Origin of the sequence: Brevundimonas aurifodinae (assembly GCF_040195595.1) — a bacterium.
In the GTDB taxonomy this organism is placed as follows: domain Bacteria; phylum Pseudomonadota; class Alphaproteobacteria; order Caulobacterales; family Caulobacteraceae; genus Brevundimonas; species Brevundimonas aurifodinae.
Window position 1 is genome coordinate 1 of sequence record NZ_JBEGDD010000017.1, and the last position, 26,366, is coordinate 26,366.

Genomic DNA, 26,366 nt, shown 5'->3' on the forward strand with positions numbered 1-26,366 from the left:
GAGGACTAGCCAATGCCATCGGCCGGAGGTCCAGCAGGGCGAACAGGGCCGCGTCGGCGTCCTCGCCCGGATTGGACGTGGTCAGAAGACGACCGCCGACGAAAATGGAGTTGGCCCCCGCCAGGAAGCACAGGGCCTGCATTTCCGCGCTCATGCCCTCGCGACCCGCCGACAACCGGACCATGGCCCGGGGGCAGACCAGCCGCGCGACGGCGACGGTGCGGACGAACTCGATGGGGTCGATCTCCCCTTCCCGCTTCACCCGATCGCCCAGCGGCGTGCCGGACACCGGCACGAGGGCGTTGACCGGCAGGCTGTCGGGATGTTCGGGCAGAGTGGCCAGCGCGTGCAGCAGGCCCGCGCGATCCCGGCGGCTCTCGCCCATGCCGACGATGCCGCCGCAGCAGGTCTTCATGCCGGCCGAGCGCACATGCTCCAGCGTATCGAGCCGGTCCTGATAGGTCCGGGTGGTGACGACGTCGGCGTAATAGTCCGGCCCGGTGTCGAGGTTGTGGTTGTAGTAGTCGAGCCCCGCGTCCTTGAGCTGGCGCGCCTGATCCGCCGTCAGCATGCCCAGCGTCGCGCAGGTCTCGAGCCCCAGGGCCTTCACGCCCGCGATCATCGTGGCCAGTTTCGGCGTGTCCCGGTCCTTCAGCTCCCTCCAGGCCGCGCCCATGCAGAAGCGGCTGGCCCCACCCGCCTTGGCTGCCATGGCCTCGGCGATCACGGCGGTGGCGTCCATCAGCTTTTCGGCCTTCAGCCCGGTGTCGAAGGCGGCCGATTGCGAGCAGTAGCCGCAGTTCTCCGCGCAGCCCCCGGTCTTGATCGACAGGAGCTGCGAGGTCTGGACCTCGGACGGATCGAACCAGCGCCGGTGCACGGTCGCCGCCTCGAACACCAGGTCCATGAAGGGGCGGGCGAACAGGGCCTCGACTTCGGTCAGGGTCCAGTCGTGGCGGGGGATGGAAAGGTCGAGGGTCGAGGGTCGAGGGTCGAGGGACAAGGGCAGGATCCAATCGGGCGGGCGACGGCTCTGCTTAGCGGCCCGTCGCCGTCGATGCCAATCTTCCGACCCTTGAATCTCGACCCTCGACCCTTAATCCGCCCGATAGACCCGCCCGTCGCGCATCACGAAGTCGACATCCTTGAGCACGGTGACATCTGCCAGCGGATCGCCGTCGACGGCGATGATGTCGGCGCGGCGGCCGGGTTCGAGCGACCCGATCTCCTCACCAAGGCCCAACAGGTCGGCGGCGTTGATCGTCGCCGCCTGGATGGCCGTCGCCGGGGTCATGCCGTACTGGACCATCAGCTCGAACTCGTCGGCGTTGCGGCCATGCATCGACACGCCGGCGTCGGTTCCGAAGGCGATGCGGACACCGGCGGGCACGGCGCGTTGCAGCGACTGACCGGTGATCTCGATGCGCCACAGGATCTTGGGCAGGACCTCGGCGGAATAGGCGTTCGGGTCCGCCGCCAGCCGTTCGCGATAGCCGTTCACGGTCGACAGCGTCGGGACGTAATAGGCGCCGGAAGAGCGGAACAGGCTGATGGTCTCGTCATCGAAGATTGTGCCGTGCTCGATGGAATCCGCGCCCAGGCGCAGCGCCAGCGCGATGCCGTCGGCCCCGTGGGCGTGGACGGCGACCTTCTTGCCATAGAGATGCGCCGTCTCGATCAGGGCGCGGGCCTCGTCCTCGAACATCTGGGCGCCCAGGCCCGCGCCGATGCGGCTGTTCACCCCGCCGGTCGTGGCGATCTTGATGACGTCGACGCCCCGGCTGATCTGGAGGCGGACGGCCTCGCGGCACGAGGCGGTGTCGTCGCAGACGTTGGTGTGGTCGGTGTGCTCGCGCAGCGCGTCGTTCAGGCCATTGCGCCCATCCATATGACCTGAGGTCGTCGAGATGCTGACGCCGGCATCGACGATGCGGGGGCCGACGATGGCGTGGCGGGCGGTGGCGTCGCGAAGGGCCAGGGTCACGCCGCCGTCGTCGCCCAGGTTCCGCACCGTGGTGAAGCCGGCCATCAGGGTGGCGCGAGCGTTCTCGGCCGCGCGATAGGCCGTGGTCGGAACACTCTCGGTGAACTGGGCGATCAGGCCCGCCTGCCCCGCCTGGCTGGTGCCGAGATGGACATGGCTGTCGATCAGGCCGGGCAGGACGAAACGATCGGACAGGTCCACCACCTCCGCGCCCGGAAAGGCGTCGGCACCCACGATCCCGTCGCGCACTTCGACCACGCGACCGTCCCGGATGACGACGGTGGAGGGGCCGCGGGGGGCCTGTCCTGGTCGGTCCAGCAGACGTCCAGCCTGAACGAGGGTCACCGACCCGGCGGGCGGCGCGGCCCCGTCCTGGCCGAGCGCGGCACCCGCCGGCAGCAGGAGCGCGAGAACGGCAGCGGCGATGATCGGCTTCATGGACTTCCCCCGGTTTCGAGGGAGTTAGGCATGGGCCGGAGGAACGCTCAAGCTGAGAACCCACGCGCCCTGTCGCTCAAGCAGCGAGCGACCGCGTAGCGAGCGTTAGCGACCCCTAGATATGAATGGCGTGGCCCAGCGCGCGCAGGCTCGCCTCGTGGAACGCCTCGCCCAGCGTCGGGTGGACGTGGATGACGCCCGCGACGTCCTCCAGCACCGCCCCCATCTCCAGCATCTGGGCGAAGCTGTTGGACAGTTCGGCGACGTGCTGGCCCACCGCCTGGACGCCCAGGATGCGGTGGTCGGATTTTGACGCCAGCACCCGGACGAAGCCCCCGTCCTCGCCCGCTTCGATGGCGAGCGCCCGGCCGATGGCGGCGAGCGGGAAGACCGAGGTGATGACGTCGTCGCGGCCCTCGACGTCGAGCGGGCCGAGGCCGGCGGAGACGATCTCCGGTTCGGTGAAGCAGACGGCGGCGATCGTGACGGGATCGAAGAGTCGTTCGTTTGCGCTATCGCTCGCGGCGCGGCCGCTCGCTGCTTGAGCGCGACCGGCGATGATCTCGGCGACCATCTCGCCCTGGGCCGAACCCTTATGGGCCAGCATGGGTTCGCCGGTCAGGTCGCCGACGGCCCAGACATTCTTCATCGAGGTGGCGCAGCGGTCGTCGATCTTCACGAACGGCCCGGCCATGGCGACGCCCATGTTTTCCAGACCCCAGCCGGAGGTGCGCGGACGTCGGCCCACGGTGACCAGCACCTTGCCGGCGTCCAGTTGCAGCGGTTCGCCGTCCTTCGTCGTGATCGACAGCTTGCCATCGCCGAAACCGCCGGCGCGGGCCCCGAGGTGCATATCGACGCCGTGATCGGTCAGCCACTTCATGACCGGGTCGGTCAGGGCCTTGTCGTAGAGCGGCAGGATGCGGTCGGCCATTTCGACGATGGCGACCTGGGCCCCCAGCTTGCGATAGGCGATGCCCAGTTCCAGCCCGATGTAGCCGCCGCCGACCACGACCAGCTTGCCCGGCACGGCGTCCAGCGACAGGGCCTCGGTCGAGGAGATGACGTCGCCGCCGAACGGCAGGAAGGGCAGTTCGACGGGTTCGGAGCCGGTCGCCAGGATGACGTGCTCGGCCGTGATGGTGACGGGGCCATCGTCGGTCTCGACGCGACAGGTCTTGGCGTCGTCGAAGGTCGCCCAGCCCTTGACGACCTTGACCTTGGCCTTCTTCAGCAAGGCCGCGACCCCGGCGTTCAGCTTACGGACGATCCCGTCCTTCCACTCGCGGGTCTGGGCCAGGTCGATGGCGGGAGCGGACGCGGTGATGCCCAGCGTCCCGCCGCCCGCGGCCTTGGCCACGGTCTCGAACTTGGATGCCGCGTGGATGATCGCCTTGGACGGAATGCAGCCGACGTTCAGGCAGGTCCCACCCAGCCCGTCGCCACCGTCGACCAGCACGGTCTCCAGCCCCAGCTGTCCGCAGCGGATGCCGGCGACATAGCCGCCGGTGCCGGCACCGATGATGAGGACTTTGGTTTTGAGGGTCTGGGTCATGCGCCGCCGTTACTGGGAAGGTCGGGGCTGGATCTCTTCGACCAGCTCCATGATGATCTGAAACAGAATTTCGCCCTGCTGGATGCCGTCCACGACGGCGGTCGTGCCCTCGCCCAGCCGGCGTGGATCCTCGGGGATCATGGCGACAGCCAGGTCGCCCATCCGGGGCTCCCACCCGACCGTGCAGAACCCGACCCGATTCCAGAAGACGCGGAAGGGGCCGGTCACGAGGTCCTCGCCCTTGATGATCCAGGCGGGCTCCAGCGTGGCGTAGCCGAAGGCCTCGCACGCAGCTTCGCCGGGATCGCCGGACATCCTGTCCTTGGCCCTGGCGCGGGCATCCTCCAGGCAGCCGGCCGGGTCCGACCGTTCGATCGACACCACCCGCCCGACGAAGGCCGCGCGGGCCATCTGGGTCTCGTAGGAGGCGTTGGGCGGCGGCGGCATGCAGGCCAACGCGGGCGACGCCGCCACCAGCGCGGCGGCGGTCACGGCGGCGGTCAGGACGCGGATCATGGCTTTCTTCCCTCGCGTATCAAAGGTCCATGAACGCCAAATGGCGCCGCTTCGCAAACGACGATCCCTGACGGACCGGGCATCGCCGTCACCCCATCCACAGCGTCGCGGGCTGTTCCAGCAGGCCCTTGATGCGCTGGACGAAGACCGCGGCGTCGTGGCCGTCGACGATACGGTGATCGAAGGACGACGACAGGTTCATCATCTTGCGCACGACCATCTGGCCGTTCCGCACCACCACCCGCTCCTCGATCTTGTTGGGGCCGACGATGGCGACCTCGGGGTGGTTGATGATCGGGGTGTGGACGACGCCGCCCAGCGTGCCCAGCGAGGTGATGGTGATGGTCGAGCCAGTCAGTTCCTCGCGCTTGGCCGAGCCGTCCTTGGCGGCGCCCGAGACGCGGGCGATTTCCAGGGCGGTGTCATACGGATCGCGCGCCTCGGCGTGACGGACGACCGGCACCATCAGGCCGTTCGGCGTCTGGGCGGCGATGCCCAGATGCACGGCCGCGTGCTGGGTCAGGACCCCGGCCTCGTCGTCATAGTGGCTGTTGATCTGCGGCTGGTCGCGCAGGGCCACGACGATGGCGCGGGCGATGAAGGGCAGGACGGTGAGCTTCGGACGATCGCTGCCCTTGTTCTGTGCGTTCAGATGGGCCCGCAGATCCTCCAGCGCCGTGACGTCGATCTCCTCGACATAGGTGATGTGGGGGATGCGCCGGACGCTCTCGGCCATCTTCTCCGCGATCTTGCGGCGCAGGCCGATGATGCGGACCTCGGTCGTGCCTTCGGCCGGGGCATAGGTCGAGCCGGTCGAGGCGGGCACGGCCGGGCGCGATCCGCCGGCCAGGAAGGCGTCCAGGTCGCCGTGCTCGATGCGGCCGGCCGGGCCGGAGCCGGGCACGAACGGGAGCTCGACGCCCAGTTCGCGGGCGCGCTTCCTGACCGCCGGAGAGGCGAGCGGCCGGACGCCGGGGGTCTGGGGGGCGCGGGAGACGGACTTGCCCGCCTCTGGCGGCTGCGCCGCCTGTCTCCGCCCAGGAGGCGGAGAGACGGTGCGCGTCGTCTGTCCCCCCTCTGGGAGGACCGAAGCCTGCGGAGCAGGGTTCGAGGGGGGCGAGGCCGTGACATTGCCCTTGCCCTCGACGTCGAAGCGCACCAGCGGGCCGCCGACGGGGACCTGGGTGCCTGCGTCGCCGTGCAGCGCCGTGACCACACCGGCGACGGGGCTGGTCAGTTCGACGGTGGCCTTGTCGGTCATGACCTCGGCGAGAAGCTGGTCCTCGGTCACGGTGTCGCCGACCGCGACGTGCCAGGCGACGAGCTCGGCCTCGGCGGTGCCCTCGCCCACGTCGGGAAGCTTGAAGACGTAGTTGCCGGGGGCGGCCAAGAGCCCCTCCGTCACTTCGCTATCGCTCCGTGCCACCTCCCCATTCTGCGAATGGGGAGGAGACGCCAACACGGTCTCCTCCCCGTCCGCGCTTGCGGATGGGGAGGTGGATCCGAGCTCTTGCGAGGAGACGGAGGGGTTCTGAGCCACGGACTCCGAATTCCCCGCCCCCTCGACCTCGAACTCCACCAGCGGCCCGCCGACGGGCGACATGACGCCGGGCTCGCCGTGCAGGGCCGTGACCGTCCCCGCGACGGGCGAGGTCAGTTCCACCGTCGCCTTGTCCGTCATGATGTCGGCCAGGATCTGATCCTCCGAGACCGTATCGCCGACGGCGACGTGCCAGGCGACCAGTTCGGCCTCGGCGGTGCCTTCGCCCACGTCAGGCAGTTTGAAGACGAATCGACCCATCAGCGTCCTCCCGCCATGACAGATTTCAGCGCCGTCGCCACCCGTTCCGGACCCGGGAAATACTCCCACTCGAAGGCGTGCGGATAGGGCGTGTCCCAGCCGCAGACGCGGGTCACGGGGGCTTCCAGATGATAGAAGCAGCGCTCCTGGACGAGGGCCGACAGCTCTCCTCCGTACCCGGAGGTTTTCGGGGCTTCATGGACGATGACGCAGCGGCCGGTCTTCTTCACGCTGGCCTCGATGGTCTCGATGTCGAGCGGGACGAGGGTGCGCAGGTCGATCACCTCGGCATCCACACCGGCATGTTCGGCACCCGCCAGCGAGACCCACACCATGGAGCCATAAGCGAGGATGGTGACGTCGGCGCCCTCGCGCATCACGCGCGCCTTTCCGATGGGTTCGACATACTTGCCGGTCGGCACCTGGGCGAGTTCCTGGGCCTTCCAGGGGGACACGGGCTTCTGGTGCCAGCCGTCGAAGGGGCCGTTGTACAGCCGCTTGGGCTCGAAGAAGATGACCGGGTCGTCGTCCTCGATCGCCGCGGTCAACAGGCCCTTGGCGTCATAGGGGTTGGACGGAATCACCACCTTAAGCCCGGCGATATGGGTGAACAGGCTTTCCGGCGACTGGCTGTGGGTCTGACCGCCGAAGATGCCGCCGCCATAGGGGGAACGCACCACGATGGGGGCGGTGAACTGGCCCGCCGAACGGTAGCGCAGCTTGGCGGCCTCCGAAACGATCTGGTCGTAGGCGGGATAGATGTAGTCGGCGAACTGGATCTCGACGACCGGGCGCAGGCCATAGGCGCCCATGCCGATGGCGGCGGCGACGATGCCGCACTCCGAGATCGGAGCGTCGAAGCTGCGGGTCAGGCCGTGCTTCTTCTGCAAGTGATCCGTGACCCGGAAGACGCCGCCGAAATAGCCCGCGTCCTCGCCGAACGAGAGCACGTTCGGGTCTTCGGCCATCTTGACGTCCAGCGCCGAATTCAGCGCCTGGATCATGTTCATGGGGGCGACGGCCGGCGCGTCCGGCGCGTCGGACGCCGGGGCGTTGGACTGGTCGGCCATGTCCGGCTCGATGCCGTCCGTGCGGTCGGTTTCGGTGAAGGTCTCGCTCATTGAAAACCACCGCTCATCCCCGCGAAAGCGGGGACCCAGTTCTGTTGTGAGGCAAGGCGTGTGGGATGGGGGTCAGCGCGATGAACGAGGGCAGCCATCGCCCAAAGCACTGGGTCCCCGCTTTCGCGGGGATGAGCGGAATAGGGGATCATACCCCGACCTCCCGGCGCTGTTCGATCAGGCGCCAGTCCTCGGTGGCATAGACCTCCTCGAACATCGTCTTCACCGACGGGCGCGACTGGCCCAGCGTGCCGATGGCCTCGGCCTCCTTGCCGGCGGCGCGAACCTGTTCGACGGCGTCCTTCTCGGCCTCGGCCTGCTGTTCGTCCGACCATTCGCCGAGCGCGATCAGATGCTGTTTCAGACGCGAGATCGGGTCGCCGAGCGGCCAGTGTTCGTGCTCATCGCCGGGGCGATAGCGGCCGGGATCGTCGGAGGTGGAATGGGGCGCGCCGCGATAGGTGAACAGCTCGATCACCGTCGCGCCCTGGTTGGTCCGCGCCCGTTCCTCGGCCCACTGGGTCGCGGCCCAGACGGCCAGGAAGTCGTTGCCATCGACGCGCAGCGCGGGCAGGCCATAGCCGATGGCCTTGGACGCGAAGGTCGTCTCCAATCCGCCGGCGATGCCCATGAAGGAACTGATGGCCCACTGGTTGTTGACGATGTTCAGGATCACAGGCGCCCGATAGACGGCCGCGAAGGTCAGGGCGTTGTGGAAGTCCCCTTCCGCCGTCGCCCCGTCGCCGATCCAGGTTATGGCGATCTTGTCGTCGCCCTTGTAGGCACTGGCCATGGCCCAGCCGACGGCCTGGGGCATCTGGGTGCCCAGATTGCCGCTGATGGTGAAGAAGCCATAGTCCTTGGCCGAATACATGATCGGCAGCTGGCGGCCTTTGATCGGGTCTTCGGCGTTGGAGTAGATCTGGTTCATCATGGTCGCGAGCGGATAGCCGCGCGCGATCAAGAGGCCCTGCTGGCGATAGGTGGGGAACCCCATGTCCTCGCGGCTCAGGATCATGCCCTGGGCGACCGCGATGGCCTCCTCGCCGGTGCACTTCATGTAGAAGCTGGTCTTGCCCTGGCGGTGGGCGCGGTGCATCCGGTCGTCGAAGGCGCGGGTCAGGATCATGGCCTTCAGACCCCGACGCATCGTCTCGGCATCGAGGCGCGGGTTCCACGGACCGACGGCCTGGCCCTCGTCGTCCAGAACGCGGACGAGGCGGAACGCCAGGTCCAGCATCTGGACGGGGCGCGCATCAACCGGCGGCCGGTCGACGGCGCCGGCGGCGTCGAGCTTGAGGTGGCTGAAATCCGGCGCGTCGCCGGGACGGCCCGAGGGCTCCGGCACCCGCAGCGAGAGCGGCCTGGTGTTCCTGGTCATTCCATCCTGCCGTCCGGTTGATCCGAGCGCGTCGTCGATTTCTGCGGCTGATAGCATGCCGCCCCCGTTAACGCTCGCCCAAATTCGCCTTGCACAAGGCCGATTTAGGGTATTTTATTGCGTCATAACGATAAACGGAGAAACGCTTTGGCTGACGAACTGGACCCGATCGACGCCCGCATCCTGGACATCCTGCAACAGGACGCCGGCCTGTCGGTCGCGGAGGTCGCCGAGCGGGTCGGCCTGTCGGCCTCGCCGTGCTGGCGCCGGATCAAGAGACTGGAGGATAGCGGCCTGATCCGCAAGCGCGTCACCCTGCTGGACGCCGCGCTCCTGGGTCTCGACTTCGAGGTCTATGCCATCGTCAAGCTGAGCTTGCCGTCCAAGGACAATCTGGACGCCTTCGAAGCCGCCGTGGCCAACTGGCCCGAGGTGGTCCAGTGCGCGACCATCACCGGCCGCGAGGACTATGTGCTGCGGATCATCACCTCCGACATGCATGCTTTCGACCAGTTCCTGAGGGAAAAGTTGCTGAGCCTCGGCATCGTCTCGGATTGCGAGAGCCATATCGTGACGCGGGGCGTGAAGAATGTGACGACCCTGCCGCTGGGGATCATCACCCCGCATGTGGGGCACTGAGCCATGGCCGGGGGGCGCGGGGCGATGATCGGGATCGGAGTTCTGGGCGCGGTGTTCGCCCTCGGCCTGGGGGTCGGTGCGGCCCCCGCGCAAACGACGACGGCCGTCGCTGGGGAGACCGACCTCGCGGCCTTCCGACGCCTGCGGACCGAGGGCATGGCGGCGCGGCAGGCCGGAGACCTGGCGCAGGCGGAACGCTCGCTGGCGGCCGCCGAACGACACCTGCCCAACCACCCCGGCGTCATCGTTCTGAGGGCCAGGATCGCCGCCGAGGACGACCGCCCCGACGACGCCATCCGCCAGCTTGAGCTCTACGCGGCCGCGGGACTGACCGCCGACCTTACCCAGGTCACTGCCCTTGCGCCGTTGCTGGCCTCGCCCGCCGGAGCGAGTATCTCCGAAGCCCAGCGTGCCAATGGCGAACCGGTCGGGGCCGCAGCCCTGGGCGAAATCGCGGCCATACCGGGATCCGGCTTGGTCGAGGCCATTGTCAGGGACCCGGCGAACGGCCGCTGGCTGGTGTCCCAGGTCCGGGGCCGGACCATTCTGGCGCTGTCGGACGACGGCACCGTCACGCCGTGGCTGGCCGACGATCCGGAACGCAGCGCCGTCGTCGGACTGGCGATCGACCCTGCGCGAGGCGTGCTGTGGGCGGCGACCATGGCCCTGCCGCCCGCGACCCACGGCCGCCTGGCAGACGCCGCGCCGGTTGAACCCGCCCTCCTCCGCATCGATCTCGATACGGCGGCGGTGGTCCAGCGCTACGCCCTTCCTGACGGAGCGACCGAACGCGGCGCGGGCGACGTGGCTCTGGGCCCCGACGGCACCGTCTATGTCGCAAATCCGGTGGGCGGCGACCTGTTCCGCCTTCGCCCGGCGGCCGAGGCGCTGGAGGTCATGCGGGCTCCCGGCGTCCTCGGCTCGCCCCAGGGCATGGTCGCCGGCGATGACGGCGCGCTGATCGTCGCCGACTATTCCTCGGGCATCTGGCGGGTCGGAGCGGACGGAAGCACGCAGCGCCTCGCGGCCCCTTCCGACGCCGTCCTGATCGGCGTCGACGGTCTGATCGACGGCGGCGACGCCCTCTATGCGATCCAGAACGGCACCGCGCCGCAGCGGGTCCTGCGGCTGACGCTGAGCGCCGGCCGGGACCGGATCGAGGCGACCGAGGTCCTCGCGGCCAATCTGCCGCGGATCGACGAACCGACGACGGGATTGATCCATGAGGGCGATCTGGTGTTCGTATCCCGATCACAGTGGAGCGCCTTCGACGGCGAAGGCGCCCTGCGCGAGCCCGAACCCGCCCCCGCCCTCATCTCTCGCCTGCGACTGCCCCCAAGGAGCGCCCCATGATCGAGATGGTGATCGACGCCCGAAAGAAGGACCTCGGCGGATTCGAGGTCGGGCGCATCCTGCCCTTCCATTCGCGCCGCATGATCGGGCCCTTCATCTTCCTGGATCACATGGGCCCGGCCGAGTTCGCGCCCGGCTCCGAGGCGATCAATGTGCGGCCCCATCCGCACATCGGCCTGTCGACCCTGACCTATCTGTTCGAGGGCGAGATCCTGCACCGCGACAGCCTGGGCTATACCCAGCACATCCGCCCCGGCGAGGTGAACTGGATGACGGCCGGCAAGGGCATCGTCCATTCCGAGCGCACCGATCCCCTGAAACGCGCCCAGGGCGGGCCGATGAACGGCATGCAGGCCTGGATCGCCCTGCCCGACGAGGCCGAAGACTCAGACCCCGGGTTTCAGCACATCGGCGAGGAGGGCCTGCCTCTCTACGAGAACGGCGGGCTGTTCGCGCGGTTGGTGGCGGGCGAGGCCTATGGCGCCAAGGCCGAGGTGCAGACGTCATCGCCGCTGTTCTATGTCCACTGGGAGCTGAAGGACGGCGTCCGCACCGCCCCGCCGCCGGGCCCCCGCGGCGGCGGAATGGCGGAGCGGGCGCTCTATGTCGCCAAGGGCTCGGTCGAGATCGGCGACCGAACCTTCCATGAGGGCCAGCTGATCGTGCTGGAGCCCCAGTCCGAGCCGACCGTGAGGGCTCTGGGACCCGCGACCGTCATGGCTCTGGGCGGCGAACCGGTCGGCGAACGCCACATCTGGTGGAACTTCGTCGCCTCGTCCAAGGCGCGGATCGAACAGGCCAAGGCCGACTGGCAGGCCGGCCGCATGACCCTGCCGACCGAGGACGATCAGGAATTCATTCCCCTGCCCGACGACGCCGCGGTCTCGACCCGGTCCGAACCCGTCCAGCCCACGCCGACGCACCCGGTCTGAGACGAGGCTCAACCACGAGACGACCACAGGCTCCCGAAGAGCGGTTTGGATCCAATCTTGTCATTGAAAAGAATGGTGGACGCGACAGGGATTGAACCTGTGACCCCTACGATGTCAACGTAGTGCTCTCCCGCTGAGCTACGCGTCCGCCGAAACGGCCCTGGGGCGACCCCCGAGGGCGGGAAGGCGCGGTCTATAACCCGGCGAAAGCGGAAGTCGCAAGGGCCAATCCCGCGCTCAGCCAGCAGCAAGCCCAAACCCGCCAAGAAGGCGAGACACCCGCAGCGAGCGCCGACGCGGTCGAACTAGGCAGCCGCGCACATCTTGTCGACCTCGCTGACGAGATCGCGCAGGTGGACCGGCTTGGACAGGACCTTGGCCTGGGGGCTGGCCTGGGCCGCGGACAGGGCCACGGCGGCGAACCCGGTGATGAACATGATGCGCAGGCCCGGCTGACGGGCGGCGGCGACGCGCGCCACCTCGATGCCGTCGGCGCCCGGCATGACGATGTCGGTCAGCAGCAGATCATAGGGGCCGTGCTCGAGCGCATCGATAGCGTCGTCGCCGTTCTCGCAATCGACGACCTGGTGCCCGGCGCGTTCCAGCGCCCGGGTGAGAAAGCCCCTCAGCGAACCGTCGTCTTCCGCCAGCAGGATGCGAGCCATGCCCAAATGTCCCCTCGTCAATAAGGTGACGCTAGTCCGGCAACAGTAAACCGGCGATGAAATTCACCGTGACCCTGGGCGAGACGCGCATGGTCACAGGGGAAAAACAGGTTATGGCGGGCCATGACCGCCGCCCACCCCATCGATCCGGCACCGGTTCCCCCGCCCTTCGTGGTGCGTGGGGCGAGCGCGCAGCCGGCCGTGATGGTCTTCGCCTCGCCCCACTCGGGCGGCTGGGTGCCGTCGGACATGGGCGCCATCCCGGGACTGAGCTGGCAGACCCTTCGCAGCGCCGAGGACGTGGGCGTGGATCGTCTGGTCGGGCACGGTCCTCGGCTCGGGATACCGCTGCTGGCCGCCCAGATCTCGCGCGCCTATGTGGATCTGAACCGCTCGCCGGACGAGCTCGATCCGGTTCTGATCGACGGGGTCGCCGGGGCCATGTCCGCCAAGGTGGCGGCGGGCTATGGTGTCCTTCCCAGACGCGCCGGAGACGGCGAGGCCCTCTACGACCGTCGCCTGTCCATCGAGGAGGTGAGCGGCCGCGTCCAGCGGGTCCACGCCCCTTATCATCGGGCGCTCGGCGACCTGATGGGCCGGGCCCGGGAAGCCCATGGGACGGCCCTGCTGCTGGACTGGCACTCCATGCCCTCGCGCGCCGCGGGGGCTCGTCCCGGCGTTCGGGCCGTCGACATCGTGCTGGGCGACCGGCACGGGGCGGCGGCCAGAGGTGGCGTGACCCGACGGATCCGCGCCCTGTTCGAGGCCGAAGGCCTTCGCGTGGCGCTCAACGCCCCTTACGCCGGGGGCTATGCCACCCAGACATGGGGGCGACCGGATGAAGGATTTCAGGCGGTGCAGGTCGAGATCAACCGCGCGCTATATCTGGACGAGGAAACGCTGGAGCCGTCGTCGGATCACGACCGGTTCGCCGCGCGGATCGAGCGGGTGATCGTGGCTCTGTCGCGCGAAGTCTGGCCCCGCTAGACTCGGAAGCCGATCCGGCGTCGGTCGTTCCCGGGGCCGAAAAAAAGCCGCGCCCGAGGGCGCGGCATGAAGTCTATAGGGAGGAAACGCCCAGGAAGGGCAAGACGCCCGGAGGCGTCGAAGAGCAATCTAGGTTGCGATGCACAATGCGTCAAGCTGGATCGATCCTCTCGCGATCACGCCTCGTTACGACCTGAAACTTCGGCTATGACGAGTTGTAACCGCTTTCAGGACACGATCGTGCCGCGATCCCGCGACGGGGCCATTGTTGCAGCTGCGAAGACCGCTATCGGATCGCCCTATCGGCATCGATCAAGCGGCGCGCGGTGCGGATGGCCCGCGCGGCCGGAGACGCCGATTGTCTCCAGACCAACAGGGTGAAGGCCGACACCACGCCGGCACACAGCCATAACGGCCCGAACAGCCAGGCCGCCCCGGCCAGGGCGAAATAGTAGCCGCGCACCCCCTGGCTGAACGCCCCCAGCGCCGGATTGAGCACATCCGCTGTGGCCTGACCGAAGGCTTCGCGGTCCGCTTCGATCGTGATCTCCGGGGCCGATCCGATCAGGGCCAGGGCATAGTTCATCTGGCGGATGGACCATATGAAGTCGAGAAGCCCCCGCGCGAGACACAACAGCACGAGGCCCAGCTTGGCCTCCAGCAAGGGAACCGGCACTTTTTCCGCGCCGACGGCGGAAAACCCCTGCAACGCCTGGTCGCCGCCGAACAGCACGCTGGCCACGCCGGCGATCAGCAGCAGGTTGGAAGAAGCGAAGAACGAGCCCGAGTTGATCGAATGGCCCAGCAACTGGCTGTCCAGCAGCCGAACCTCGCGCCGGGTCATGGCCGTCATCCAGGCATGACGCACCGTCAGCATGTCGTCGTTCAAGGAGCCGCTGCGGCGCGCCAGCACCTTCAGCAGCGGCTCATAGGCCAGCCAGCAAAGGAAGAAGAGGCCGAGCCCGAGCCAGTCCAGGGGGGTCATATGGGGCCGCGCCTCCGGTTCCGTGTCCGTGCCCGTGCTTGCCGCCGGGCTCCGACAGGCTTATCACGCCCGGCTCTCGTTCGCAGTCGCACAATCCAAGGCCCCGTCATGAACCTCGACGCCATTCCCGTCGGTCCCAACCCGCCCTGGGACCTGAACGTCGTCATCGAGATCCCTCAGGGTGGCCTGCCGGTGAAGTACGAGATGGACAAGGCGTCCGGCGCCCTGTTCGTCGACCGATTCCTGCACACGGCCATGTACTATCCGGGCAACTACGGCTTCGTGCCCCACACCCTGGCGGACGACGGCGACCCTTGCGATGTCATCGTGCTGAACCCGACGCCGGTGGTGCCGGGCTGCGTCATCCGTTCGCGGCCGATCGGCGTGCTGATGATGGAGGACGAGGCGGGCGGCGACGACAAGATCCTGGCCGTGCCGGTCGACGCGCTGCACCCCTACTACACCGACATCGCCAGCTACCGTCAGCTACCGACCATCATGGTCGAGCAGATCGAGCACTTCTTCACTCGCTACAAGGACCTGGAGAAGAACAAGTCGGTGCGGGTCAAGCGCTGGGGCGACGCCGGAGAGGCCGCCGAGCTGATCGCGCGGGGCGTCATCGCCCATAACGAGGCCGAGGCCAAGAAGTCCGGCGGCAAGGCGGCCAACGCCGCCTGAACCCTTTCTTCCCCTCATCCTCGGGCTTGACCCGAGGATCAGAGGTCGAGCGCGTGAGGCGTTCGATATCAGGCGCGGTCGCGGGTCGGGCCAACCGATGGCGCGGCGGCACGTCCGATCCTCGGATCAAGTCCGAGGATGACGGCGTGGGACATGGGGACTGCGTCCTTTCGGTCCGCAGCCCCCTTGGGTGACTGTGCCTACCAGATGCGGACGCGCTCGTCCGGAGCCAGATAGTACCGCTGGCCCGGCTGGACGTCGAAGGCCTCGTACCAGGCGTCGACATTGCGGACCGGTCCGATGACGCGGAACATCGCCGGCGAGTGCGGCCCGGTCACGACCTGGTTCTTCAGGGCGTCGTCGCGCGAGTTGGACTGCCACACCTGGGCCCAGCCCAGGAACAGACGCTGATTGGCCGTGAATCCGTCGATCACCGGGGCGGGCGCGCCGTTCAGCGACAGGTGATAGGCTTCCAGCCCCACCGCCACGCCGGCCGCGTCACCGATGTTCTCGCCCATCGAAAGGGCCCCCTGGACGAAATAGCCGGGCAGGACCTCGTAGGTGTCGTACTGGGCCCCGAGGCGCCGGGTCAGGGCTTCGAAATTGGCCCGGTCCTCGGCCGTCCACCAGCTGCGCAGGACGCCGTCGCCATCGGACTTGGAGCCCTGGTCGTCGAAGCCATGGCCGATCTCGTGGCCGATGACGCCGCCGATGGCGCCGTAGTTCACCGCCGGATCGGCCTGCGGATCGAAGAAGGGCGGCTGCAGGATGGCGGCCGGGAAGACGATCTCGTTGTTGGTCGAGTTGTAGTAGGCGTTCACCGTCTGGGGCGTCATGCCCCACTCGGTCTTGTCGACAGGATCGTTCAGGCGGTTCAGCTGATACTCCCAGCGGAACAGGCCGGCGCGCTCGGCATTGCCGAACAGGTCGTCTCCACGGATCTCCAGGTCGGAGTAATCCCGCCAGCGGTCGGGATAGCCGATCTTGACCGTGAACTTGGCCAGCTTGTCCTGGGCGGCCGCCTTGGTCTCGGCGCTCATCCAGTCATAGGTCTCGATGCGCAGGGCCAGGGCGCGGCGCAGGTTCGCCACCAGCTCTTCCATCTGGGCCTTGGACTCAGCCGGGAACCAGTCGGCGACATATTGGCGTCCGATGGCCTCGCCCAATGCGCCCTGGGCGAAGGCGATGGCGCGGCGGTCGCGCGGACGCTGCTCGGGCTGGCCCTGCAGGTCGCGCGAACGGAACTCCCACTGGGCGTCCGAGAAGCGGGCCGACAGGCGCGGCGCCGCCTGATCGGTGGTGTGAAAGGCCTGCCAGGCCTGCAGCGTCGCCATCGGCGTCTCGGCATAGATGGCCGCGAGCTTCGGCATGGCCGTGTTCTGGCGAACGATCAGACGGGGAACGTCGCCCAGGCGGGCCGCGCCGAAATAGCCGTTCCAGTCGAAGCCGGGCGCATCGGCCGCCAGCTGCTGGATCGTGTATTCGTTATAGGTCCGGTCGCGATTGCGGTTCTCGATCGGGGTCCAGTGGGCCTCGGCGATCGCGGTTTCCAGCGCCACGATCCGCTCCGCGTTACCGGTGGGGTCTTCCCAGCCGATCATCTCCAGCATGCGGGCGACATAGGCCTGATACTGGGTCTTCTTGTCCGCATAGAGGGGCGACAGATAGTAGTCGCGGTTCGGAAGGCCGAGCCCCGACTGGCCGGCGGAGGTGACATAGCGGTCCGGCTGTTTCTGATCCGTGCCGATCCCCGTGGCGAAGAAGGACCCGCCCAGGCCGCCGACCGTCCGCCCCATGTAGGCGGCCATGGCGTCATGGCTGTCGGCCGCGCGGATGGCCGCCAGATAGGGTTGCAGCGGCTGGGCATCCAGCGCCTCGATCCGCGCCACGTCCATGTAGCTGCGATAGGCGTCGGCGATCTTCAGTTCGTCGGAGCCGGCGACAAGATCCGACCTCGCCGCCAGGCCGTCGATCATGGCCTTGATCCGGTTCTCGGACAACTCGCCGAGAAGGGCGAAAGACCCGTAGCTGGTGCGATCCGCCGGAATCACCAGCCGGTCCAGCGCCGCGCCGTTGGCGTAGCGCATGAAGTCGTCGCCGGGCGCGACCGAGGTGTCCATGCCGGCCGGATCGAAGCCCCAGGTGCCGTAGCGGGGGGCGTCAACGCCCTGCCAACCGGAAGCGCCCTCGACGGCCGGGACGTCCTGGAAGATCGACCAGACCGTGCAGGCCTCATCCAGGCAGGCGTGATCGTGATCCTGCGCCAGAACGGCGGAGGGCAGCAGCATGGCGCCGATGGCGGCACCGAGCAGAAGCGACTTCATGAGATTTTCCTGGGGTTTGCGACGAAGGGGCGCGACCTGACCCGCGCTTCGTCCCCGACCCTACGCCGCACGACTGGGAGAGAGTCTTAAAAATAGTTCATGTTCCCGACGCGGGCGTCAGAAAGCATCAGCCGCTCGGGATTGTCGCGGGGGCGGCGGGGCGCCTATCGTGCGTCTGGACGGGGGACGGGCATGACCGAGACGATGGATCAGGCCGGGGTCGCGATCGATGACCCGTTCGCGGCGCTCGCGGAGGTGTTTGCCGGACGACGGGCCCTGCTGCTGGAAGATGATCCGGCCCTAGCCGACCATGTCAGCGACCGCCTGCTGCGCGCCGGCTTCGCCGCCGTCGACCGGTTCGAAGCCGGCGAACAGGCGCTGGAGGCCGCCCTGGCCCGGCCCTACGACATCCTGATCCTGGACCGCCTGACCAAGGGGCTCGACGGACTGGAGACCCTGAAACGGCTGCGCGAATCTTCGGGGGCCGCCTCGGACGCCCCGGCCCTGATGCTGACGGCCCTGACCGGCGAGCGCCAGCGGGTCGAGGGTCTGCTGGGCGGGGCGGACGACTATCTGTCCAAGCCAGTCGGCGACGAGGAGCTCCTGGCCCGGATCGCGGCCCAGCTGCGCCGGGTGGCCCGACGCGCGCGCCCGGCCAACAGCGACCTGCTGAACGGCCCGTTCCGCCTGTCGCCGGGAGCGCGGACATTGAAGCTGAAGACCGCCGAGGGCGAACGGCTGATCGATCTGTCCCCGCTCGAATTCGCCATCGTCTCCGAACTGATGACGGCGCGGGGCCAGCCGGTGACCAAGACCATGTTGTGGGACCGATGCTGGGTCGAATGGACCTTTCTGCCGGACAATTTCGTCAACATCATCGACGCCCGGATTTCGGCCCTGCGCCGTCGGCTCAAGGAACAGTCCCCCGAGCTCGGCGAGGATCTGCATCCCCTGATCGTCTCGGCGCGCAGCCAGAGCCTGGTGTTCCGCGACCTGGACGCGGCCTGAGCCTTGGCGTCCAGCCAACCCGGCATCTGGGCCGCCTTCGGACGTGCCGTGGACCTGTCGGCGACAACCGCCTGGCTGGCCCGGCGGACGTCGTTCCAGCTCGCCTCGACCCTGGCCATACTGGCCGCCGTCGCCCTGACGGGCTCTTTGCTGATCACAGGACGGGCGGCCCAGCTGGACCAGCGACAGCAGGCGGCTCTGGCCGCCCTCGCGGACTTCGGGGCCATCGCCACCAAACTGCCGCCCGACACCGCGATGGACGCCAGTGTTATGACCGAGGCCGATGCGGCCTATCTGTCGGCCCTGCTGACCGCCTTTCAGGACGGGCCGGGTCGCGAGAGCACGACGCTGGAAGAAACCTGTCGCACCGGCCGGGGCGGGGCAGGCGTGCGTCTGATCCGCGCACCCGTGGGCAAGCCCGCAGGTCTGGTGGCGCTGCAGACCGCGAGGGCCCGTCGCCTGACCAGCCTGGGTGAAGACGTCTATCTGGTTCAACTGGCGGTCGGGCAGCTGTGCCCGTCGCGCGCCGTCGAGGTGGTCGTCGTGCGCCGGCCGATCGGGGCCCTGGACGTCATGGTCGGGCGGGTGGTCGATCCCGCCGGTGTCGCCTGGCGCTGGGCCGTGCTGGCGGTGGCGGTCATCGGGGTCCTGATCCTGGTCTCCGGCCTCACGGCGGCCACATTCGCCCGCCGCCGGCTGACAAGCGCCGTCGCCGAGGTGACCCAGGTGCTGGACCGCGCCGCCGTCGGCGATTTCTCGCGCCGCGCCCCCGACGTCTCGGTCGCGCCCGAGCTGACGGAGCTGTCGGGCCAGGTGAACCGGACGCTGGACCGCCTGGACGAACTTCTGACCTGGTTGCGCGATTCCGCCGACCAGCTGGCTCACGACTTCCGCACGCCGCTGGCGCGGGCCACGGCGCGGCTGGATCGCCTGGCCGATACCGACGATCCGGCCGAACGGCTGAGACTGACCCAGGAGGCGCGCCAGGACCTGGCCGACATCACCCGGGCGATGAACGAGGCCATGGCCCTGCGCGACGGCGAAGCCTGGTCGTTCGAGAGTGTCCGGCTGGACATCCTGGCCGAGGCCGCGGTCGAGCTCTATCAGCCGATCGCCGACGAACGGGGCATCGTCATCCGCGCCGAGGCCGAGCCGGTGGCCGTCCTGGGCGTTCGGTCCCTGCTCCAGCGCGCGGTCGCCAATCTGGTGGACAATGCCGTCAAGTTCTCGCCGGACGGCGGGCTGGTCCTGATCCGCGCCCATCCGGGCGAGGACGGACCGGTGCTGAGCGTGGCCGATCAGGGGCCCGGCATGGGCAAGGCGGCGGGGCCCCGCGAGAGCCATGGCATGGGGCTGGCCTTCGTACGCGCCAGCCTTCGCCGGCATGGCGCGGGAATGACGATTGATGACGCCGCGCCCGGGACCATCGTCACGGCGCGGTTCACACGATAGGCTCCGGCCGACACACTGGGAAAAGACCACATGACGCGCGCCCGCTTCCTGACCGCCACCGCCGTCGCCCTCGTCATCGGAGTGACCGGGGGCACGGCCGCGACAGCTCAGTCGACCGCCCGGACCGACGCCGCGCAAACGCCGCCGTCCAGCGACTTCCCCCTTCCCTACGACAGCCGACGGGGGGTGTTCAGCTTCTCGACCGGGCTCGAGGGTTCGCTGCCGGCCGTGGTCCAGGTGACGACCCTGGGCGTCTCCGCCGGTCCGTCGCGCGAGGGGGGCGTGCCGGCCGCGGTCTCCAGCGGCTCGGGCGTGATCATCGACGCGGCCGAAGGCATCATCATCACCAACAACCATGTCGTCGCGGACGGCCAGACCTATCGTGTCGACCTGTCGGACGGCCGCCTGCTGGACGCCGAACTGATCGGATCGGACCAGGCCACGGACCTGGCCGTCCTGCGCATCCAGGCCACGGGCCTGACGCAGGTGGAGATGGTCGATTCCGACACCCTGCGGACGGGCGATCTCGCCTTCGCCGTCGGCTATCCCCTGGGGCTGGACCAGACCCTGACCATGGGGGTGATCTCGGGCCTGAACCGGTCGGGCATGGGCGACGCCGTCGAGGACTACATCCAGACCGACGCGGCGGTGAACTCCGGCAATTCGGGCGGGCCTCTGCTGGACAGCCGGGGGCGGCTGATCGGCATCAACACCTCGATCCTGTCGGGCGACTTCAACGGCGGCAACGACGGCATCGCCTTCGCGGTCCCGACACGCATCCTGATGTTCGTGGTGAACCAGCTGAGGACCTCCGGCGAGGTCACGCGCGGCCGGATCGGAGCGACCCTGGGGTCCCTGACGGCCGAGCGAGCGGTCGAGCTGGGCCTGGGCTTCGTGCGCGGCGCCATCGTCGAGGACGTGACGCCGGGCTCGCCCGCCGACCGGGCGGGCCTGCGTCGCGGCGACATCATAACCCGGGTCCAGAGCCGGGCCGCCGCGAACGCCGGCTCTGTGCAAGCGACCATCGGCATCGCCCCTCCCGGCACGCCGCTGACCATCGTCTATCAGCGCGACGGACAGGAGGCGACGGCCAGCCTGAACGTCGAGGTCCCCTTCGACGAGGGCGTCCAGATCGGGTCCAGCGCCATCCAGGCCTTCGGCGCCAGCTTCGCCCAGGTCGCCGAGGGGGCCCAGGTCCAGGCGGTCGAGGGCGGCTCCGTCGCCGCCGCCGCGGGCCTGAGCGCCGGAGACATCGTCACGGCGATCGGGCGTCGGCCGGTGGGGTCTCTGGCCGATCTCGGGCGCTTGCTGGGCGGCCGGGGTCCGCTGGTGCTGACCGTGACGCGCGAGGATGGCGAGGCCGAGGTCACCCTGACCCCGTGATCTCGCGGGGCAGACTCAGGTCGGGTCGCCCGCCGCTCCCGCCGGGCTGAGCTTCCAGCGGATCTTCGTTTCGGCGTCGGTCCGCGCCGAGCCTCGCACCACGACCTGGAGCGAGCGCCGGGTCAGTCCGTCCTCGACATGGACGGAGGGCTCGATGGCGACGTCGGGCCCGTCGGTGCGGAACCACCAGCCCCGCCCCGAATGGCCGCGCAGCAGGATCGAGCGGCGATCCCGCGCCAACGACGCCTGGGCCCCCGGTTCCAGATGGAACCGCACCGCGTACGGTGCCGCGATGGCCCGCACCTGACCCCGGCTTTCCGGACAGGGATGCAGCCGCTCCTCTGCGCGCAGTTCGTCCAGCCTTTGATCCAGATAGAGCCGGCGCTGGTGCAGCAGGCCGAAGGGCGCGGCCCAGCCGTCGTGCTCGACCTCCAGCCACACGGCGCCCTCGGCGTCGCGACGCTCGACCTTGGTCTTCCACGGCCGACCGAACAGGCGTGGACCCAGCAGGTCCGCCTTCCAGCCGCCCAGCGGTTCGGCGAAGGTCGCCTCTCCCAGGGTCAGGGTCGAATGGCCCGGGGCCAGCCGCAGGCCCTGCCGGTCGGCGGCGCGGGGCGTCCAGCCGCAGCCGGTGATCAACCGGTCCTTGCCGCAGACGATCTCGAGCGCCAGAGGCTGGGCGCAGGCGGCCTCGGACCAGGCGCCGCGCGCCGGGGGCCCGGCGTCCGTCATGACCGTCAGCAGGGGCGAGCGGATTCGCACCATGCCCCCGACCGAGCCGCTGGCGCCGCCCGGCGCATCGGCGTGATCGTCATGGTCACGGGCCGCCGCGACGCGGCTCGGGCTCGAGGGCCCTCCGCCCTGGAACGCCGCCAGCCGTCCGTCCGGCAGGGTCTGCAGCCGAAGCGCCGTGGTCAGCCGCATGATGGCCCCGGCCATGGCCTCGGGCACCGGCTCCGAAAGTTGGGCCAGGGCCTCGTTCAGCGTCAGCAGATCGAGCAGCAGCTCCAGTCCCGCCTCGGCACCGCGCGACGCATGACCGCCGTCGCCGAAGACCGTGACCCGCAGCGCGCCAGGCAGCCGACCCAGGGCCGCGCGTCGCAGCCTCTGTCCCGGCGTTCCCGCCAGGACGGCTCCGGCCACGGCGGCGGCGACCAGCCGTTCGGCCTGCCCCGCCAGTCCGCCGGGCGGTCTGAGCAGCTGACGCGCCTGCCGACCCAGCACATCGGCCAAACGGAAGCGTTCGCCGTCCGTCGCCACCGCCCCCATGCGCCGGGCGGCGCAGGCGATGTTGAAGGTCCGCCGGGCCAGAATCTGCGGGTCCCAGGCGAACGGCGACCACCGCGTGAAGGTCTCGGCCCAGATCAGCGTCAGCCGCAGGGCTTCGCGCGCGCCCCGCTCGTCGTTGAGCATCAGCGACGGCAGCCAGGCGAAGGCGTGAAGGTCGGTGGCGAAGGGCTTGGAGGGGCTGGGCCGGTTCCACGGATCACCGCCGGCCTCGACCTCCATATGGGTGCCCGCCAGGTGGAACTTGCCCGACAGGATCGCCTTGCCGAGCGCCCCCTCCACTGGCCGGAAGTCGCGCGGCGAGGCGGCGAAGGCGACGGCCTTTCCGGCGGCGAGCGTCTGGGCATAGCCGGGCAGCCCATACAGCTCGATCCACATCTGACGGGTCACAAGCCGCCCGGCGATCGCGGGCCACAGCCCCGGACCCGTGGCCACGCCGGCGCTGCGGACCGGTGTCCGCGTCGGCGCGCCCCTCAGGCCCGGAATGCCGTCGGGCCCGACCGAGGGCGTGGATCGTTCGGCGAACGGGCCGATGGGGTTCACGCCCGGGCACCCTTCAGAGCCGCGATATTGGCCGCATAGGCGTCCGGCCCGCCCTTGAACACGGCGGTTCCGGCGACCAGGGCATCGGCCCCGGCGGCGACGCAGGCCCCGGCGTTCAGCGCGGTCACGCCGCCGTCGACCTGCAGGTGCGCCGTCGACCCGGCGGCATCCAGCAGCGCCCGCGTCCGTTCGATCTTGGTCAGGGCGCTGTCGATGAAGGACTGGCCCCCGAACCCCGGATTGACCGACATCAGCAGCACAAGGTCGACCAGATCGATCACCTCCTCCAGCACCGTCAGGGGCGTGCCGGGGTTCAGCACCACGCCGGCCCTGGCCCCCAGCTGACGGATGCGGCCGAGCGTCCGGTGCAGGTGCGGGCCGCTCTCGGGATGGACGGTCAGGATGTCGGCCCCGGCGGCGCGATAGGCCTCCAGCCAGGGATCGACCGGCGCGACCATCAGATGCACGTCGAACGGCAGGGTGGTGTGGGGCCTCAGCGCCTTCACCACATCGGGGCCGATGGTGATGTTGGGCACGAAGTGGCCGTCCATCACATCGACGTGGACCCAGTCGGCGCCGGCCGCCTCGATCGCCGCGACCTCCTGGCCCAGCTTGGCGAAATCGGCGGCGAGGATGGACGGGCAGATCAAGGGGGTGTTCGCCATGCCCCGGGATTAGGACGAGCGGGCCGGACGGGCAAGCATCGCCGCCTCGTGAACACGCCGCGACCCTGCGCGGGTTGGCTTCGCGCGGCGGGGCCACTAGGTTCCGCGCCAACCGGCCGACCCCCTTGCGGCCACCGCTTCTTCAGGAGACCCGCCATGGACGACCTGGCCCCCCGCGCGACCGCGGCCGCCCACGAGAACCCCCTCGGTGTCGACGGCTTCGAATTCGTCGAGTTCACCGGCCCCGATCCCCAGGCCATGATCCGCCAGCTGGAGACCCTGGGTTTCGTCCAGACCCACCGCAATCCCGCCAACGGCGTGGTGCGCATGAAGCAGGGCGACATCAGCTTCCTGGTCCATGCCGAGCCCAAGGGTCACGCCGGCGAGTTCGCCCGCGATCACGGTCCGTCGGCCAACGGCATGGCCTTCCGCGTCGCCGACGCCAAGGCCGCCTATGAGGGTGCCGTCGCGCGCGGGGCCCATTCGGCCGAGATGCATGACGGCGGCGCGCTGGGCGATGGCGCCTATGTGCTGCGCGGCATCGGCGGATCGCTGCTCTATCTGATCGATTCCTACGGCGAGAAGGGCTCGCTCTACGACGGCTGGGACGAGATCGAGGGCTGGGAAGAAGCCGAGCGCAGGAACAACGTGGGCCTGCACATGCTGGATCACCTGACCCACAACGTCCGGCGCGGCCAGATGCGGACCTGGTCCGGCTTCTACGGCGAGGTCTTCGCCTTCGAGGAGCAGAAATATTTCGACATCAAGGGCAAGGCGACCGGCCTGTTCAGCCAGGCCATGATCGCGCCCGACCGCGCCATCCGCATTCCGCTCAACGAGAGCCAGGACGAGAACTCCCAGATCGAGGAGTTCCTGCGGCGCTACAACGGCGAGGGCATCCAGCACATCGCGCTCGCCACCGACGACATCTTCGAGACGGTCGAGACGTTGAAGGAACGCGGCGTGCCCTTCCAGGACACGATCGAGACCTATTTCGAACTGATCGACAAACGCCTGCCCAACCATGGGCACGACGTGGCCCGGATGCGCAAGAACCGTATCCTGATCGACGGCTCGGACGAGGACGGCCTGCTGCTGCAGATTTTCACCCAGGACATGTTCGGCCCGATCTTCTTCGAGATCATTCAGAGGAAGGGCAACCAGGCGTTCGGCGAAGGCAATTTCCAGGCCCTGTTCGATTCCATCGAGCTGGACCAGATCCGTCGCGGCGTCATCAAGGTCGACGCGAATTAAGGTCGCGCCGCCTCACTGGATGCCGTTCCTCGGCCCGCTGGCGGCGGCGATCGTCGGCGGGCTGGTGGGCCAGTTCGGCCTGGGCGGCGGCTTCTGGACCGTGCTGATCGCCGCCCTGGTCGGCGGCTTCGCGCCGATCGTCGGCTATCGTCTGTGGAAGTGGTCGCACCACCGGCGAGGGCCTTAGGCGCTGCGTCCGATTTTGACGTCGCCTTGTGCTAGCGTCCTGAAACGAGCGGCCTGCGCTGCTGGATTTCGCACAGTTCAGACTATTCAGACTCGATTTTCATCCTGACGCTCGGTCCACCGGCGTTTGCAAAAAGGGAGAGTTCCGTGCTCGTCAGACGTCTCGCGATTGCTGCTCTTGCACTTGCACTGGCCGGCCCCGCCGCCGCGCAGGAGCCCGCGCGCTGGGCCTTCGCCATCCACGGCGGAGCCGGCGTGATCGAGCGGGCCAACCTGTCGCCGGAACAGGACGCCGCCTATCGCGCGGCCCTGTCTCGCGCGCTCGAGGCGGGGGCCGCCATTCTGCGTGAAGGCGGAACCTCGCTCGACGCCATCCAGACCGCGATCCAGCTCATGGAAGACGATCCCCTGTTCAACGCGGGTCGCGGGGCCGTCTTCACCGCAGAAGGGCGCAACGAGCTGGACGCCGCCGTCATGAACGGCCGCGACCTGTCCGCCGGGGCGGTCGCGGGCCTGACCACCACCCGCCACCCCATCGCCGCCGCCCGCGCGGTGATGGAGAACTCGCCTCACGTCATGCTGATCGGCGCGGGGGCCGACACCTTCGCGGCGTCACAGGATCTGGAACAGGTCGAGCCGTCCTGGTTCTTCACCGAGCGCCGCTGGCAGGGGCTGGAGAGCCATCTGCGCGAGCGCGACCTGCCGATCCCCGCGCGTCCGGCCGGAGCCCCCGCCCCCGGCATGGCCGCGATCGAACCCGCGCCGCCGCTGAACGAGCGCAAATTCGGCACGGTCGGTGCCGTGGCCCTGGATCAGTCCGGCACGCTCGCGGCCGGAACCTCGACCGGTGGAACCACCGGCAAGCGCTGGGGCCGGGTCGGCGACGTGCCCGTGCTGGGCGCCGGCACCTATGCCTCCAACCGCGACGGTTGCGCCGTCTCCGCCACCGGCGACGGCGAGTTCTACATCCGCGCCACCGTGGCCCGCGACATCTGCAGCCGCATCGCCGCCGGGGCCTCGTCCGAGGACGCCGGTCAGGCCGAGGTCGACGACGCCCTGTCGCTGGGCGGCTATGGCGGCGTCATCGTGGTCGACGCCCAGGGCGTGCCCGGCTTCGCCATGACCACCTCCGGCATGTACCGGGGCGCGGTGACCAGCGCCTCGCCCGCCGTCGTCGCCATCTACGCCGACGAAGAATGATGGCGGGCCGCGGCACCGCCGACATCCCC

Annotated in this window: 23 protein-coding genes and 1 tRNA gene; 11 read left to right on the forward strand and 13 right to left on the reverse strand. The window is 69.1% G+C overall.

Annotated elements, in window-relative coordinates; genetic code table 11:
• The 7 genes from bioB to ABN401_RS15460 all read right to left on the reverse strand — a co-directional run.
• A partial coding sequence (bioB, locus tag ABN401_RS15430) for a biotin synthase BioB (protein ID WP_432763574.1) occupies positions 1–964 on the reverse strand: 964 nt, incomplete at its 3' end.
• A 132-nt stretch (positions 965–1,096) separates the two neighbouring features.
• Positions 1,097–2,422 carry an amidohydrolase family protein gene (locus ABN401_RS15435; protein WP_349685758.1) on the reverse strand — a complete coding sequence of 442 codons (1,326 nt, stop codon included), beginning with the start codon at positions 2,420–2,422 and terminating at the stop codon, positions 1,097–1,099.
• Positions 2,423–2,537: 115 nt separating this feature from the next.
• Positions 2,538–3,977 (reverse strand): dihydrolipoyl dehydrogenase, encoded by a 1,440-nt coding sequence (lpdA, locus tag ABN401_RS15440; RefSeq protein ID WP_349685759.1) that lies wholly within the window; start codon positions 3,975–3,977, stop codon positions 2,538–2,540.
• Positions 3,978–3,986: 9 nt separating this feature from the next.
• The gene (locus ABN401_RS15445; RefSeq protein ID WP_349685760.1) at positions 3,987–4,493 is read right to left on the reverse strand and encodes a hypothetical protein; all 507 of its coding nucleotides are present in this window, start codon (positions 4,491–4,493) and stop codon (positions 3,987–3,989) included.
• A gap of 88 nt (positions 4,494–4,581) precedes the next feature.
• Positions 4,582–6,294 (reverse strand): dihydrolipoyl dehydrogenase family protein, encoded by a 1,713-nt coding sequence (locus tag ABN401_RS15450; RefSeq protein ID WP_349685761.1) that lies wholly within the window; start codon positions 6,292–6,294, stop codon positions 4,582–4,584.
• Positions 6,294–7,415: an alpha-ketoacid dehydrogenase subunit beta gene (locus ABN401_RS15455; protein WP_432763573.1), complete on the reverse strand. Its 1,122-nt coding sequence runs from the start codon at positions 7,413–7,415 to the stop codon at positions 6,294–6,296. Before ABN401_RS15455 ends, ABN401_RS15450 begins: the two co-directional genes overlap by 1 nt.
• A 148-nt stretch (positions 7,416–7,563) precedes the next feature.
• The gene (locus ABN401_RS15460) at positions 7,564–8,796 is read right to left on the reverse strand and encodes a 3-methyl-2-oxobutanoate dehydrogenase (2-methylpropanoyl-transferring) subunit alpha (protein ID WP_349685762.1); all 1,233 of its coding nucleotides are present in this window, start codon (positions 8,794–8,796) and stop codon (positions 7,564–7,566) included.
• Positions 8,797–8,943: 147 nt separating this feature from the next.
• Here ABN401_RS15460 and ABN401_RS15465 point away from each other — a divergent pair, with 147 nt between their 5' ends.
• From ABN401_RS15465 to ABN401_RS15475, 3 genes are read left to right on the forward strand one after another with little or no spacing between them, the layout of a single operon-like run.
• Complete coding sequence (locus ABN401_RS15465; protein WP_349685763.1) at positions 8,944–9,435, forward strand: Lrp/AsnC family transcriptional regulator; 492 nt, start codon at positions 8,944–8,946, stop codon at positions 9,433–9,435.
• Between the two features lie 24 nt (positions 9,436–9,459).
• Complete coding sequence (locus ABN401_RS15470; protein ID WP_349685764.1) at positions 9,460–10,788, forward strand: hypothetical protein; 1,329 nt, start codon at positions 9,460–9,462, stop codon at positions 10,786–10,788.
• The gene (locus tag ABN401_RS15475; protein ID WP_349685765.1) at positions 10,785–11,720 is read left to right on the forward strand and encodes a pirin family protein; all 936 of its coding nucleotides are present in this window, start codon (positions 10,785–10,787) and stop codon (positions 11,718–11,720) included. The genes ABN401_RS15470 and ABN401_RS15475 overlap by 4 nt, the downstream gene beginning before the upstream one ends.
• A 73-nt stretch (positions 11,721–11,793) precedes the next feature.
• Here the strand turns inward: ABN401_RS15475 and ABN401_RS15480 are convergent.
• A tRNA-Val gene (locus ABN401_RS15480) sits at positions 11,794–11,868 on the reverse strand.
• A gap of 157 nt (positions 11,869–12,025) precedes the next feature.
• Positions 12,026–12,385, reverse strand: a complete 360-nt coding sequence (gene cpdR, locus ABN401_RS15485) for a cell cycle two-component system response regulator CpdR (protein WP_349685766.1) — start codon at positions 12,383–12,385, stop codon at positions 12,026–12,028.
• A 123-nt stretch (positions 12,386–12,508) separates the two neighbouring features.
• On the opposite strand from cpdR, the gene ABN401_RS15490 reads away from it, so the two are divergent.
• Positions 12,509–13,372, forward strand: a complete 864-nt coding sequence (locus tag ABN401_RS15490) for an N-formylglutamate amidohydrolase (RefSeq protein ID WP_349685767.1) — start codon at positions 12,509–12,511, stop codon at positions 13,370–13,372.
• A 286-nt stretch (positions 13,373–13,658) separates the two neighbouring features.
• Here ABN401_RS15490 and ABN401_RS15495 read toward each other — a convergent pair whose 3' ends face one another.
• Positions 13,659–14,357, reverse strand: coding sequence for a DUF599 domain-containing protein (locus tag ABN401_RS15495; protein ID WP_349685768.1), 699 nt, complete (start codon positions 14,355–14,357; stop codon positions 13,659–13,661).
• A 108-nt stretch (positions 14,358–14,465) separates the two neighbouring features.
• On the opposite strand from ABN401_RS15495, the gene ppa reads away from it, so the two are divergent.
• Complete coding sequence (gene ppa / locus ABN401_RS15500) at positions 14,466–15,035, forward strand: inorganic diphosphatase (RefSeq protein ID WP_349685769.1); 570 nt, start codon at positions 14,466–14,468, stop codon at positions 15,033–15,035.
• Positions 15,036–15,235: 200 nt separating this feature from the next.
• Here the strand turns inward: ppa and ABN401_RS15505 are convergent, their stop codons facing one another.
• Positions 15,236–17,359, reverse strand: a complete 2,124-nt coding sequence (locus ABN401_RS15505) for a M13 family metallopeptidase (RefSeq protein WP_349685770.1) — start codon at positions 17,357–17,359, stop codon at positions 15,236–15,238.
• Between the two features lie 192 nt (positions 17,360–17,551).
• Here ABN401_RS15505 and ABN401_RS15510 point away from each other — a divergent pair, with 192 nt between their 5' ends.
• Genes ABN401_RS15510 through ABN401_RS15520 form a run of 3 tightly spaced genes read left to right on the forward strand, consistent with a single transcriptional unit; the run spans position 17,552 to position 21,202 of the window.
• Entirely contained in the window at positions 17,552–18,367 is an 816-nt protein-coding gene (locus ABN401_RS15510; protein WP_349685771.1) for a response regulator transcription factor, read from the forward strand.
• A 3-nt stretch (positions 18,368–18,370) separates the two neighbouring features.
• A complete protein-coding gene (locus ABN401_RS15515; RefSeq protein ID WP_349685772.1) occupies positions 18,371–19,819 on the forward strand; it encodes a sensor histidine kinase in 1,449 nt (482 codons plus the stop codon).
• Between the two features lie 30 nt (positions 19,820–19,849).
• The gene (locus tag ABN401_RS15520) at positions 19,850–21,202 is read left to right on the forward strand and encodes a S1C family serine protease (protein WP_349685773.1); all 1,353 of its coding nucleotides are present in this window, start codon (positions 19,850–19,852) and stop codon (positions 21,200–21,202) included.
• A 15-nt stretch (positions 21,203–21,217) separates the two neighbouring features.
• On the opposite strand, the gene ABN401_RS15525 is transcribed toward ABN401_RS15520, so the two are convergent.
• Positions 21,218–23,032: a heparinase II/III family protein gene (locus tag ABN401_RS15525; RefSeq protein WP_349685774.1), complete on the reverse strand. Its 1,815-nt coding sequence runs from the start codon at positions 23,030–23,032 to the stop codon at positions 21,218–21,220.
• Positions 23,029–23,697 (reverse strand): ribulose-phosphate 3-epimerase, encoded by a 669-nt coding sequence (gene rpe, locus ABN401_RS15530; RefSeq protein WP_349685775.1) that lies wholly within the window; start codon positions 23,695–23,697, stop codon positions 23,029–23,031. Before rpe ends, ABN401_RS15525 begins: the two co-directional genes overlap by 4 nt.
• A gap of 156 nt (positions 23,698–23,853) precedes the next feature.
• Here rpe and hppD point away from each other — a divergent pair, with 156 nt between their 5' ends.
• The 3 genes from hppD (at position 23,854) to ABN401_RS15545 (ending at position 26,337) form a co-directional block, all read left to right on the forward strand.
• The gene (gene hppD / locus ABN401_RS15535) at positions 23,854–24,951 is read left to right on the forward strand and encodes a 4-hydroxyphenylpyruvate dioxygenase (RefSeq protein ID WP_349685776.1); all 1,098 of its coding nucleotides are present in this window, start codon (positions 23,854–23,856) and stop codon (positions 24,949–24,951) included.
• Positions 24,952–24,970: 19 nt separating this feature from the next.
• Positions 24,971–25,138 carry a hypothetical protein gene (locus tag ABN401_RS15540; RefSeq protein WP_349685777.1) on the forward strand — a complete coding sequence of 56 codons (168 nt, stop codon included), beginning with the start codon at positions 24,971–24,973 and terminating at the stop codon, positions 25,136–25,138.
• 146 nt (positions 25,139–25,284) lie between these two features.
• On the forward strand, positions 25,285–26,337 hold the full coding sequence (locus tag ABN401_RS15545) for an isoaspartyl peptidase/L-asparaginase family protein (protein ID WP_349685778.1): 1,053 nt from the start codon (positions 25,285–25,287) through the stop codon (positions 26,335–26,337).
• Positions 26,338–26,366: the final 29 nt, after the last annotated feature.

What these genes read in the sequence shown, in the direction of transcription:
- ABN401_RS15435 (WP_349685758.1), bottom strand. Translation starts at nt 2,422, where the DNA reads ATGAAGCCGATCATCGCCGCTGCCGTTCTCGCGCTCCTGCTGCCGGCG.
- lpdA (WP_349685759.1), bottom strand. Translation starts at nt 3,977, where the DNA reads ATGACCCAGACCCTCAAAACCAAAGTCCTCATCATCGGTGCCGGCACC.
- ABN401_RS15445 (WP_349685760.1), bottom strand. Translation starts at nt 4,493, where the DNA reads ATGATCCGCGTCCTGACCGCCGCCGTGACCGCCGCCGCGCTGGTGGCG.
- ABN401_RS15450 (WP_349685761.1), bottom strand. Translation starts at nt 6,294, where the DNA reads ATGGGTCGATTCGTCTTCAAACTGCCTGACGTGGGCGAAGGCACCGCC.
- ABN401_RS15455 (WP_432763573.1), bottom strand. Translation starts at nt 7,415, where the DNA reads ATGAGCGAGACCTTCACCGAAACCGACCGCACGGACGGCATCGAGCCG.
- ABN401_RS15460 (WP_349685762.1), bottom strand. Translation starts at nt 8,796, where the DNA reads ATGACCAGGAACACCAGGCCGCTCTCGCTGCGGGTGCCGGAGCCCTCG.
- ABN401_RS15470 (WP_349685764.1), top strand. Translation starts at nt 9,460, where the DNA reads ATGATCGGGATCGGAGTTCTGGGCGCGGTGTTCGCCCTCGGCCTGGGG.
- ABN401_RS15475 (WP_349685765.1), top strand. Translation starts at nt 10,785, where the DNA reads ATGATCGAGATGGTGATCGACGCCCGAAAGAAGGACCTCGGCGGATTC.
- cpdR (WP_349685766.1), bottom strand. Translation starts at nt 12,385, where the DNA reads ATGGCTCGCATCCTGCTGGCGGAAGACGACGGTTCGCTGAGGGGCTTT.
- ABN401_RS15490 (WP_349685767.1), top strand. Translation starts at nt 12,509, where the DNA reads ATGACCGCCGCCCACCCCATCGATCCGGCACCGGTTCCCCCGCCCTTC.
- ABN401_RS15495 (WP_349685768.1), bottom strand. Translation starts at nt 14,357, where the DNA reads ATGACCCCCCTGGACTGGCTCGGGCTCGGCCTCTTCTTCCTTTGCTGG.
- ppa (WP_349685769.1), top strand. Translation starts at nt 14,466, where the DNA reads ATGAACCTCGACGCCATTCCCGTCGGTCCCAACCCGCCCTGGGACCTG.
- ABN401_RS15505 (WP_349685770.1), bottom strand. Translation starts at nt 17,359, where the DNA reads ATGAAGTCGCTTCTGCTCGGTGCCGCCATCGGCGCCATGCTGCTGCCC.
- ABN401_RS15510 (WP_349685771.1), top strand. Translation starts at nt 17,552, where the DNA reads ATGACCGAGACGATGGATCAGGCCGGGGTCGCGATCGATGACCCGTTC.
- ABN401_RS15520 (WP_349685773.1), top strand. Translation starts at nt 19,850, where the DNA reads ATGACGCGCGCCCGCTTCCTGACCGCCACCGCCGTCGCCCTCGTCATC.
- rpe (WP_349685775.1), bottom strand. Translation starts at nt 23,697, where the DNA reads ATGGCGAACACCCCCTTGATCTGCCCGTCCATCCTCGCCGCCGATTTC.
- hppD (WP_349685776.1), top strand. Translation starts at nt 23,854, where the DNA reads ATGGACGACCTGGCCCCCCGCGCGACCGCGGCCGCCCACGAGAACCCC.
- ABN401_RS15540 (WP_349685777.1), top strand. Translation starts at nt 24,971, where the DNA reads ATGCCGTTCCTCGGCCCGCTGGCGGCGGCGATCGTCGGCGGGCTGGTG.